We start from the raw sequence: 12,164 nt of genomic DNA, 5'->3' as shown, positions 1-12,164 counted from the left end.
ATCCTAAATTTAGGATGCCGGCAAAGGGATTTGCCGGCTTTTTCATTGGGGAAATATCCATTCTATAAAAGGATTAGCAGGATTTAGCATTCATTAAACTTTCATTTTAGTGGCATAATCTTGCCTACTTTATGTCCCTAAAGGCAAAGCATATGCTACAGATATTCGTGCGTTTTTTGACTCTTGGCCTAATGAGTTTCGGCGGCCCTGCGGCCCATATAGGGTATTTTCGTCAGACTTTTGTTAATGAGCTCGGTTGGTTAGATGATAAACGCTATGCCAGTTTGGTCGCCTTAAGCCAATTTATGCCGGGACCTGGGTCTAGCCAAGTGGGGTTTGCCATTGGTTACCATAGGGGCGGGATCTTGGGGGCCATTGCCGCCTTTATCGGTTTTACCTTACCTTCATTTATCCTAATGTATTTGCTGGCGGTGACGACCGCAGCATGGCTTGCCAATGAGTATATGCAAGGGATAGTGCATGGATTAAAGCTACTGGCTGTGGTGGTGGTCGCCGATGCTGTGCTGGTCATGTTTAAGCAATTTTGTCAGCGCCATAGTGCGCGTATGTTGATGTTAGCTAGTGCGGCAATCATCTTAATGGTGCCCTTTTTGTGGGTGCAAATCATTCTGTTAATCCTTGCAGCCCTCGTCGGTGTGCGTTTTTTGAGTGCCTCTGCTGACACGGATACAACTGAACCTATTCGCTTAAATTACTTCTGTTTATTACTCTTTTGTGGCCTATTCGTCGCCAGTTTCTTTATGGTGAATTTAGGTTCAATGGGCGGCATTTTCGCTGAGTTTTATCGGGTGGGGAGTCTGGTCTTTGGTGGGGGTCATGTCGTATTGCCCCTATTGGAAACCGCCGTTGGCGATACATTGGGGAGCGATCGTTTTTTAACGGGTTATGCTTTTGCCCAAGCTGTGCCTGGCCCTATGTTCACCTTTGCCACCTTTCTGGGGGCAGAAATGATGCTAGAAAATCCCTTTATTGGCGCTTGTATTGCGACGGCTGCGATTTTTTTACCGGGTTTTTTATTGATGTTGGTGGGCTTAAAAAGCTGGCATGCGATCGCGGCCAGACCCAAGATCGCGGGGGCTCTTGCCGGGATCAATGCCTGTGTCGTCGGCTTGTTGCTCGCCGCGCTCTATCAACCCGTGTTTAATCAAGCGGTGTTTTCGGCGCAAGATATGGCCTTAGTGTTGCTGGGTTTTGGTGCATTGAAACTCTTTAAACCCCCAATGCTTATGTTGGTCTTGGCTTTTAGTCTCTTTGGTATTGGTTCGACGTTGCTAAGCTAAGCCGATTCACTAAATCAATTTGTTAAGTCAATTTGTTAAAAGGTGATTTTTATAATTAATCTTGGGATTTGTTATCTAAAGCGCTAAGAATTTGCACTATTTTGGCTATACTCCAACCATACTAAAAAAAAGTGACACTACCCTGGAGTTAGCAAGCATGTCGAATTTTAGCCTGCGTAATAAATTACTACTGTTATCGCTTTTCCCTCTGATTTTGGCCTTGTTTGTGTTGATGTCGGTTTCTTATTATGTTGAAAAAGAAGCCCTTAACGATGAGGTTACTACCTTCAAAACCAAGCTGGTTGGGGAGCGTAAACAACAAATTAAAGAAGCAACCGAGATTGCTGCTGGCATAGTGCAATATCAATTGTCTTTAAAAGAACAGGGCAATGTAAACCAAGCACTGCGGGATATTCGTTTTGGTAGTGCGGGTTATTTCTTTATGTACGACTCCCAAGGGAAGAACATTTTCCATGCCCTTCTGCCCAATTTGGAAGGGCAAAATAAAATCGATATGACCGATCCCCGCGGCACTAAAATCATAGTCGGGTTGCTTGATGCGGCTAAACGCGGCGATGGTCACTTTTCCTACTATTATCAAAAACCCAATACCAATGAACAGATTGAGAAGCTCAGTTATGTGGTCATGGTTCCCGGTACTGATTGGATGTTAGGTACTGGGGCCTATATCGACGATATCGAGGCTGTGGTTGAGGATTACCGTCAAACGGTTACTCAGCAAATGGTCGATAAATCCTTGGGGATCCTCTTGATCGCACTGTTATTGGCCGCTGTGACTGCGTTTATCATCATGGTTGCGGCCCACCGTATGGTAGTGCCTATTAAAAATATGGCCGATAACCTCAATGATATTGCTAAGGGTGAAGGGGATTTAACTAAGCGGCTCACCGTGAAGGGTGAAGATGAAATTGCCCAATTAGGTCTGTCCTTTAACTTGTTTGTGGACAAGCTACAGACCATCATTGGCGATGTGGCTGGGGCGACCGATAGGGTGAAAGCTGCGGCCAATGCGATCCACGATCAGACTAAAGTGATGTCGAGCCAACTCATAAGCCACAACAATGAAACCGATCAGGTGGTGACTGCGATTACCGAAATGTCATCCACCGCGAGTGAGGTGGCGCAAAATACGACCCAAGTGGCAGAGGCGACTCATGCTGCAACCGGAGATGTGGCCAATGCCCAGCGCTGTGTTGACGCGTCACTGGAAGAAATTGCCGCCCTGATGGAGCAAATCAATAATGCGGCGGGCAGTATTCAATCCCTAAGCGAGCAATCTCAAAAGATTAACAGCGTACTTTCGGTGATTGGCGGGATTGCGGAGCAGACAAATCTATTAGCATTAAACGCGGCGATTGAAGCCGCCAGAGCCGGTGAACAGGGCCGAGGGTTTGCCGTAGTTGCCGATGAAGTGCGTAACTTAGCCAGCCGTACTCAAGCAAGTACCTTAGAGATCAACGAGATGTTATCGGCACTGCATAAGTTGGTATCGCAGGCGGTTAAAACCATGGAGGAGAGCCAACAGAGCTGTGTGCGCTCGGTGGAGTCTTCCCGCGCGATTTCCGAAAGCTTAGGTTCAGTCACTTCGGCGGTAACGGCGATTAATGATATGAGTACCCAAATTGCCACGGCGGCAACCGAGCAAAGCTCAGTGACCGAAGAAATTAACCGTAATGTGTACGCCATCCAAGAGATTGTGAATGAGCTGCTCCATTCCAGCGAAGATGCGGCAAGAGTCAGCCAAACCGTTTCCCAGGAAGGGACGAATCTTGGCAAGTTAGTCGGTCAGTTTAAGATTTAACTCCTAAGTGAGTCGATAAACATAAAAAACGGGAGATACATATCTCCCGTTTTTTATTGCGCCGCTTAAATCTGGTTTAGCCGCCGCGATTTGCCACCTTCTCGGCTTTGACCGCACACACCTTATATTCGGGAATATAGGCCACGGGATCGAGGGCGTTGATGGTGAGTTTATTGGCCGCTGCCTCCACAAAATGGAAGGGGAGGAATAACACCCCCACTTGGGCGCGTTTAGTCACAAAGGCATCAATCTCAATCTCACCGCGGCGGGTACTGAGTTTGATTTTATCGCCATTATTAATCCCAAGCTGCTCGGCATCATAGACTGAAATCATCACCTTAGGTGAACCAAGCAGGTCAAGCCCCGGTGTTTTACGGGTTAACGTACCCGTATGGAACTGTTCCAGCAGACGCCCGGTCGAGAGGGTGAGCGGATAGTCGCTGCAGGGCATTTCAGCGGGCATGCGATAACCCACAGGGGTGAATAGCCCTAAACCACGGGTAAATTGGCTTTGATGCATAATAGGTGTGCCCGGATGATTTTCATCTGGGCATGGCCATTGAATGCCTTGGGGAAGGTGGCCTTTAGCATCCGCGCTTAATCTTTGCCAGCTAATACCCCGATACTGTGGAGTTAATAGATTGATTTCCTGCCAAATGGCTTCTTCATCTTTGTAATCCCAGTTGGCGCCCATGGCATTGGCAATGGCTTGAATAATTTGCCAATCGGCCTGCGCTTCACCCGGTGGCTGTAGTGCTTGTTCGAGTCGCTGTACGCGCCGTTCAGTATTGGTAAAGTGGCCGCGTTTTTCCACAAAGGCGGCGGCGGGCAAGACCACATCGGCAAGCTCTGCGGTTTCGGTTAAGAAGATATCCTGCACCACGAGAAAGTCGATCTGGTTAAGCGCCCTCAGCACATGGGCTTGATCGGGGTCGCTCAATACGGGATTTTCGCCCATCACATACAAAGCCTTGATTTTACCTTTAGAAATCTCATGCATCATATGGGTTGCCGTGACGCCTATCTCCCCCGATAGCGGCGTTTGCCAGTGGGCCTCGAAACGCATTCTGGCGTGAATGTCGGTGACTTTTTGATAGCCAGTAAAATAGTTGGGCAGTGCCCCCATATCGCAGGCGCCCTGCACATTACTCTGGCCGCGCAGTGGATTAATCCCTGCCCCGGGTACACCTATATTGCCACACAGTAGTTGCAGGTTAGCGATGGCGGTGACATTGTCATGTCCTGTGGTGTGTTGGGTGATACCCATTGCGTAGTAAACCGCCGTTTTTTGCGCCGTGCCTATGGTGCGGGCGATACGAGCGATATCCTCGGCCTTAACCCCAGTGATAAGGGCGGCACTTTCTAGGCTGTAATCCTCCTTGGCAAGCTCTGCATAGAGCGCCTCGATGCCTTCGGTTCGCTCGGCAATATAGGCTTTATCCTGCCAATCGTGACGGATAATTTCCGCCATAATGGCGTTGAGCAGCATGACATCCGTGCCGGGTCTGTGGGCAACATAAAGCTCTGCACTATCGGCAATGGCGACCCGTTTGGGATCGGCAACGATCAACCGTGCGCCGTGCAAGCTGACGGCCTGTTTGATTTTTGAGGCGATAATAGGGTGGGCACTGCTCGTGTCCGAACCTAAGATAAAAATCACCTCGGAGTCTTTAATGCTGGGAATATCGTTGGTCATAGCGCCACTGCCAATGCTCTGTTGTAACCCAGTTACCGTCGATGAGTGACACAGGCGGGCGCAGTGGTCGATATTGTTGGTGCCAAGGATGCTACGGACAAACTTTTGCAGCACAAAGTTTTCTTCATTGGTGGCTTTCGCCGAGGCCAGACTGGCGATTGCATTATTGCCATCTTGCTGTTTTATCTCACTTAAACGTTTCGCCACATAGGCAATGGCTTCGGGCCAACTGCAAGGCTGTAGCTCGCCATTTTGACGAATAAGCGGTGTGGTCAGGCGTTTTTCGCTGTGAATAAAATCGAAACCAAAACGGCCCTTAACACATAACATGCCTTGGTTTACGACCGAGTCCTTATTGCCTTCGATATGACGGATGCGATTAGATTTTTCATCGATTTTAAGATCGAGTCGGCATCCCACGCCGCAGTAAGTGCAAATCGTCGATGCGGTTTTAAGGGCTGTCGTGTCTCCTTGGCGTTTGTCCCGCGCATCTACCAGTGCCCCCGTTGGACAAACCTGCACACAGTTGCCGCATTGCACGCATTGGCTATCGGCCATCGATGCGCTAAAGCCGACCCTTGGAGCCGTGCGCTCTGGTGTTGCGGCTAACTCCCGCGGTATGGCTTGGTAAGAGTCATGGTCAAATTGAATGGCGCAGTGGCCACTTTGCTGCTGGCACACATCAACGCATTTGCCACAGCTGATACAACGGCTGGCATCAAATTGAATGAAAGGACTCGACTTGTCCACGCTAAAGTGACGAGCCCCTTCGGTGTTGAGTGTTTTAGCTTCAACATGGTACTCAGTCGCATAATCCCGCAGTTGGCAAGTGGTATTGGCTTGGCAGGCGCACTCGAGGCAGCGTGCCGCCTCTTGCATGGCGGCATCGGGGGCAAAACCTAATTCGACTTCACCGTAGTTAAGTAGCCTTTGCACCGCGGTTAATTCGGGCATTTTCAACCGAGGTTTAGGGGCAATGTGGCGATAAAGCTCGGTTGGCACTTCGGGATCTGTGGTGCGGCTCAGCCCCTTAGTCGAATTAAATTCCTTAGCATGTAGCTTGCAACTTAAGCCAATAGTTAACATTTTATCTATGGCCTGTGCCGCCTTGTGTCCATCGCCAATGGCGGCAACGGCGGTGGCGGGGCCGCGTCTGGCGTCGCCGATCACAAAGAGTTTTTCAACACCTGCTGACATAGTATGTTCGCAGCCAATAAAAGTATTCCAGCGACTGAGGGCGAGTGTGCCTTGGCTGAGTTGGCTTTGGTGATCTTGCAAAAAGCCCATATCTGGGGTCTGTGATACCGCGGCGATCACAGTATCAAAGTCTTGGGTAAAGGTTTCGCCGGTATCCACTGGCGCACGTCTGCCCGAGGCATCGGCTTCGCCGAGGGCCATTTTGCTGAAGGTTACCGACTGGACTCTGCCGTTGGCATCGCTGTGGTTTTCAAGCGGATTGGTTAAAAAGTGGAACTTCACCCCCTCAACTTCGGCCTCGTGTACTTCGTAGGCTTCGGCGGGCATTTCGGCGCGGGTGCGGCGGTAGATTAAGGTGACATCTGCCCCCTCACGCACCGCGGTTCTGGCACAATCTATGGCGGTATTGCCGCCGCCAATCACGGCCACTTTCTTGCCGAGTTTGAGTTTTTTATCTAGGCAATGATCTTTTAGGAAATCCACCCCAAGGTAGCAACCGGCGAGTGTGCTGCCGGGGTAATCCATAGGCACGGCCTTTTGGGCGCCAATGGCGAGACAAACGGCATCAAAATCATTCACTAATTGCTTTAATTGGATTTCATGGCCGAGGCGAGTCTGGGTATGAATGGTTAAACCATTACGACACAGCAGCTCAATTTCCTTATCGAGAATCGCCTTAGGTAAACGATATTCGGGAATACCATAGCGTAACCAGCCGCCAGCCTGTGGCATAGCTTCAAAAATCTCCACACTATGGCCTTGGTTTGATAAGTAATATCCCGTGCTTAACCCCGCAGGACCCGCGCCGATAATGGCCACTTTTTTACCTGTATCGGCAAGGCGGGGAGGCATATAACTCATGCCGCCATTTTCACCCTCGGCTAAATCCAGATCTGCGGCGTGGCGCTTAAGCTGGCGAATGGCAATGGGCTCATCGACGAGTCCGCGGCGACATTCGGTCTCGCAAAAGGCGGGACACACTCGGCCAATCGATAGCGGCAGCGGCAGGGTTTGTTTAATGACTTTGACCGCTTCGCTGTGGTTGCCTTGGGCGATATGGTAAAGGTAGCTTTGTACATCGACCCCAGCGGGACAGGCTTGCTGGCAGGGCGCCTCACAGTCGGCAAAATGATCGCTTAGGATCTTAGACAGGGCCTGTTGGCGTTTTTTACTGAGAAATTCCGATTGGGTAATGACCCGCATCCCCGTCTCGGCTTGGGTTTCGCAGGCGCGAACGCAGCGCAGACTGGCATCGGCATTTTCAATTTGGACCAGGCACAAATTACAGGCTTGTTTATCCGAATGTGGCTCAAGGGCGAGCTCCCTTGAGGCTGGACTTTGTTCGCATAAACTGGGGATAGCAATACCCGCCGCCCGCGCCACTTCTAGTAGTGTGTCGGTTGGCTTGGTCGACACGACTCGTTGATCATCAATTTGAAGTTCTATCATCCCATGGCCTTTTATATTTGTAGGGTACTTGCTGCAATGGCGCTGGGCCGCAGGCTTAGGTCGCGTCGAGTATACCCAGACTGTTTTAGAAGACGCTTATGGGCGGGGGAAGTTTGATACTGAATTGCAGCTTGTATCACAAACTCATTCGAGACTGTGCTCTGGCGGGGTTTTGTTACTCGATTTTTGTGACTTGTTTGGCATATATCGGGCACCTAATCGGGATTGTTATTGATAGTTAAACCGTTTTTAGGCGTGTTCCCAAAATTGTTCGGCTAAATTCACTTAAGATCACGGTATTTGCTAAAGGATCTTTGTTAGTCTTCCCCCGAGGGCTGTGGCTATTATGGTTGGAAAATAATCGGTTAAATCCCATTTAATAAACGCTGTGGCCTAGGTTTACAGGCGTTGTTAGGTTAAAATCCGCGGTTGCATACTGTTAATCACCGCCTCCTTTAATGGAAGATCAATTAAAGCGGCCAAATAAAGAAAGTTGAAAATTCATGTTTGAAGTTAATCCAGTAAAATTCAAAATTAAGGAGCTTGCCGAGCGTACGCAGCTTCTTAGGGGGTATCTTTGACTACGATGCTAAACATGAGCGTCTAGAAGAAGTCACCCGTGAGCTTGAAAGTTCCGATGTGTGGAACGACCCAGAACGCGCCCAAGCCCTAGGTAAAGAGCGTGCAAACCTCGAAGCCGTAGTGAAAACTATCGACGATATGGACACTGGTCTTGAGGATGTCGAAGGGCTGCTCGAGCTGGCAGTTGAAGAAGATGACGAAGATACCTTCAATGAAACCTCCAAAGAGCTGGATTATTTAGAAAGTCGTTTGGCCGAACTCGAATTTCGCCGTATGTTCTCCGGTCCGCAGGACGCCTCAAACTGTTACTTAGACATTCAGTCTGGCAGTGGTGGCACCGAAGCCCAAGATTGGGCCAACATGGTACTGCGTATGTACCTGCGTTGGGGCGATGCCCACGGTTTTAGCCCTGAGCTGATGGAAGTGACCGACGGTGATGTGGCCGGTATTAAAGGCGCGACCATTAAATTCACCGGTGAATATGCCTTCGGTTGGTTACGCACCGAAACCGGCGTGCACCGTTTAGTGCGTAAATCGCCCTTCGATTCCTCGGGCCGCCGCCATACGTCATTCTGCTCGGTATTCGTTTACCCAGAGATTGATGACGATATCACCATAGATATCAATCCTGCTGACTTACGTATCGACGTATACCGTGCCTCGGGTGCCGGTGGTCAGCACGTTAACCGAACCGAATCTGCGGTACGTATTACCCACTTACCGACGAATACCGTGGTGCAGTGCCAGAACGACCGTTCACAGCACAAGAACAAAGATTCGGCGATGAAGCAGTTAAAAGCCAAACTGTTCGAACTCGAAATGCATAAGCAAAATGCTGAAAAGCAAGCGGCCGAAGATGCTAAATCTGACATCGGCTGGGGCAGTCAAATTCGCTCCTATGTATTAGACGATTCCCGTATTAAAGACTTACGTACTAGCGTGGAGACGCGCAATACCCAAGCGGTACTCGATGGCGATCTGGACCGATTTATCGAAGCCAGTTTGAAATCAGGGCTGTAATCAATTCAAAGGTATAGACGAGAAATAAGATGACTGAACAAGTACAAGATGAAAACAAACTGATCGCCGAGCGTCGTGCCAAGCTAGACAGCATTCGCCCAAATTGTAGCGCTAATGCTCACCCTAATACCTTCCGTCGCACCCATAAAGCGGCTGAGTTACAGGAGAAATACGGTCAAAACACTAAGGAAGAACTCGAAGCCTTAGGTTTTAAAACCAGCATCGCTGGTCGTATCATGGCAAAACGTGGCCCATTCCTCGTGATCCAAGACGTGTCTGGTCGTATCCAAGCCTACGCTGAAAAGGGCGTTCAAGCGGATCTAAAGGATCGTTACCAAGGTCTGGATATCGGTGACATCATCGGCGTAACCGGTCAGTTGCACTTGTCTGGCAAAGGCGATCTGTATGTCAATATGGAAGAGTACCAACTGCTGACTAAAGCACTGCGTCCGCTGCCTGAAAAATTCCACGGCTTAACCGACCAAGAAACCCGTTATCGCCAACGCTACGTTGACTTGATCGTTAACGAAGAGTCTCGTCAAGCCTTCGTAATGCGTTCTAAAGTGGTTGCTGCTATCCGTAACTTCATGATCAAAAAAGAGTTCATGGAAGTTGAAACCCCAATGATGCACGTGATCCCAGGCGGCGCTTCAGCCCGTCCATTTATCACGCACCACAATGCGCTGGACATGCCAATGTACCTGCGTATCGCGCCAGAGTTATACCTCAAGCGTTTAGTGGTAGGTGGTTTTGAGCGTGTGTTCGAAATCAACCGTAACTTCCGTAACGAAGGTCTGTCGCCACGCCATAACCCAGAATTCACTATGATGGAATTCTATATGGCCTATGCAGACTACAAAGATCTGATGGACTTAACCGAAGAACTGTTAAGCTCTATCGCGATTGAACTCTTAGGTAGCGCGCAAATGCCCTACGGCGAGCACACGGTCGATTTCGGTGGCCCATATGCCCGTTTGAGCATGTTAGAAGCGATTCAGAAGTACAATCCTGACAACGCGACTATCCAAGCCATGACCTACGAGCAAGTGAAAGATCTCGAATTTATGCGTGAATTGGCAACTAGCCTTGGCATTAAGATCGAGAAGTTCTGGACCTGTGGTCAGCTGCTTGAAGAAATCTTCGGTGAAACCGCTGAATGGCAGTTAATGCAACCGACCTTCATCACTGGCTACCCAGCGGACATTTCACCACTGGCCCGTCGTAACGATGACAACCATTTCATCACCGACCGTTTTGAATTCTTCATCGGTGGCCGTGAAGTGGCTAACGGCTTTAGCGAGTTAAACGATGCTGAAGATCAAGACAGCCGCTTTAAGGCGCAGGTTGATGCCAAAGACGCCGGTGACGACGAAGCTATGTTCTACGATGCAGACTACATCACTGCATTGGAACACGGTTTACCGCCAACAGCGGGCCAAGGTATAGGTATCGACCGTTTAGTGATGCTATTCACTAATACTCACACTATCCGTGATGTGATTCTGTTCCCAGCGATGCGCCCACAGGCCTAAGCTTACCGAGCCAATTTAACGGCTAACTTGACCTTAGCCCTTAAGTAAAAAACCAGCCAAATGGCTGGTTTTTTGTTTTGGAAGATCCACTTAGTTAACTGATTACCGCGAGGGAAATGCGTATAGGAAGAATCTCTTCATCTTTGAATTAAAAAGGCCATCAAGCCTTTTGATTGAAGTTTTCTACTGCTAAAAATCATTTTTGCAGTGTTAGTTGCTTAGGTAAGTAAAAAGTCTACATCTAGATGCTTGGTTATTCGCTTAGTTCAACTATTTCAGCTGTTACTTTTTTGTGAAGTAGTTGGCGAAAAATGCTGATATTACTGATAAAAGTCGAGTTGTGTTCTATGCCTTTCACCATAGACCTCTTATACTTAACCTCAACCCTGTGCCGTAGCACATTTGACTTATTAACGACTCAGTGAACTCTACATGAAGATCCCTTCTCTGCTTGGTAGTTTTATCTTGGTATGCAGCAGTTTAACTGTTGCCGCGACAGCGTATTCTGCCGATTTGGCCTCTGTCACTACAAAAAGCACCGCCACTAAAACCAGCGCTACTAAAACCAGCGCCGCTAAAAAGGCCCCTGCTAAGCAGGAAGTGGCCGCCAATAGTGCACTGGTGGTCGATCTTAAAACCAATGAAGTGCTCTATTCCAGTAATCCCGATGCGGTAAGACCGATAGCCTCGGTGACTAAACTGATGACCGCCATGGTAACCCTAGATGCTAAATTGCCTATGGATGAAAAACTGGCCATCAATATTAATGACACCAAAGAAATGCGCGGTGTTTACTCGCGGGTGCGTATCGGCAGTGTGATTAGCCGTAAAGAAATGTTATTACTGACATTGATGTCATCTGAGAACCGCGCTGCCGCCAGTCTTGCCCACCATTATCCCGGTGGACATAAGGCCTTTATCAAGGCGATGAATGCTAAAGCCAAAGCATTAGGGATGAAAAATACCCGTTATGTTGAGCCAACAGGATTGTCTGAAAAGAACGTTTCCAGTGCCAAGGATTTAGTGGTGTTGCTTAAAGCCAGTCAAGGCTATCCCATGTTAGGTCAGCTCAGTTCGACTGAAAAGAAAACGGTCACCTTCGGTAAACCCAAATACAGTTTAGATTTTCGAAATACTAACCGTTTGGTTTACAAAGATAACTGGGACATTCATCTGACTAAAACCGGTTTTACTAATGCGGCTGGACATTGCCTTGTGATGCGTACCGAAATGGCGAAGCGTCAGGTTGCTTTTGTGGTACTCGATGCCTATGGCAAGTACACCCATGTCGCCGATGCTAACCGTTTGCGCCATTGGTTAGAAACGGGCAAAGTGACGCCTATCCCTGCGGAAGCTAAGCAATACAAGAAACAACGTAGCCAGCAATTTGCTAAGTTGAGTGAGACCTAGTTTCTCGGTTGCAGCAGCTTTATAAAAGTACCAATTTAATAGGCCAGATGAGCAATCAATCTGGTCTATTATGTTTTAACGCTTTGAGTTTATAATCAATTTTGGTAAATTCATGCTGAATTTTAGCGTACCATAGTTGTTATTTTTTGTTCTCA

At 48.7% G+C, this 12,164-nt stretch carries 6 protein-coding genes; 5 read left to right on the top strand and 1 reads right to left on the bottom strand.

Annotated elements, in window-relative coordinates; all coding sequences use genetic code 11:
* Nucleotides 1–152 precede the first annotated feature (152 nt).
* Nucleotides 153–1,301: a chromate efflux transporter gene (gene chrA / locus MJO46_RS08020; protein WP_253988870.1), complete on the top strand. Its 1,149-nt coding sequence runs from the start codon at nt 153–155 to the stop codon at nt 1,299–1,301.
* 157 nt (nt 1,302–1,458) lie between these two features.
* A complete protein-coding gene (locus MJO46_RS08015) occupies nt 1,459–3,123 on the top strand; it encodes a methyl-accepting chemotaxis protein (RefSeq protein ID WP_253988869.1) in 1,665 nt (554 codons plus the stop codon).
* A 76-nt stretch (nt 3,124–3,199) separates the two neighbouring features.
* Here the strand turns inward: MJO46_RS08015 and fdhF are convergent, their stop codons facing one another.
* Nucleotides 3,200–7,465 carry a formate dehydrogenase subunit alpha gene (fdhF, locus tag MJO46_RS08010; protein ID WP_253988868.1) on the bottom strand — a complete coding sequence of 1,422 codons (4,266 nt, stop codon included), beginning with the start codon at nt 7,463–7,465 and terminating at the stop codon, nt 3,200–3,202.
* Nucleotides 7,466–7,968: 503 nt separating this feature from the next.
* On the opposite strand from fdhF, the gene prfB reads away from it, so the two are divergent.
* The 3 genes from prfB to pbpG all read left to right on the top strand — a co-directional run bounded on the left by prfB (nt 7,969) and on the right by pbpG (nt 12,009).
* Nucleotides 7,969–9,067, top strand: a protein-coding gene (prfB, locus tag MJO46_RS08005; RefSeq protein WP_198782452.1) for a peptide chain release factor 2 whose coding sequence is annotated in 2 segments (ribosomal slippage) — nt 7,969–8,043 and nt 8,045–9,067 — 1,098 coding nt in all. Because the reading frame shifts where the segments join, the coding sequence is not laid out codon by codon here.
* 29 nt (nt 9,068–9,096) lie between these two features.
* The gene (gene lysS, locus MJO46_RS08000; protein WP_253988867.1) at nt 9,097–10,599 is read left to right on the top strand and encodes a lysine--tRNA ligase; all 1,503 of its coding nucleotides are present in this window, start codon (nt 9,097–9,099) and stop codon (nt 10,597–10,599) included.
* A 432-nt stretch (nt 10,600–11,031) separates the two neighbouring features.
* Nucleotides 11,032–12,009 (top strand): D-alanyl-D-alanine endopeptidase, encoded by a 978-nt coding sequence (pbpG, locus tag MJO46_RS07995; RefSeq protein WP_253988866.1) that lies wholly within the window; start codon nt 11,032–11,034, stop codon nt 12,007–12,009.
* The last annotated feature ends 155 nt before the right edge of the window (nt 12,010–12,164 follow it).

Origin of the sequence: Shewanella sp. KJ2020 (genome assembly GCF_024197625.1) — a bacterium.
Lineage (GTDB): Bacteria > Pseudomonadota > Gammaproteobacteria > Enterobacterales > Shewanellaceae > Shewanella.
Note: the sequence above shows the minus strand (reverse complement) of the source record. Positions and strands in the feature narration are given on the sequence as shown.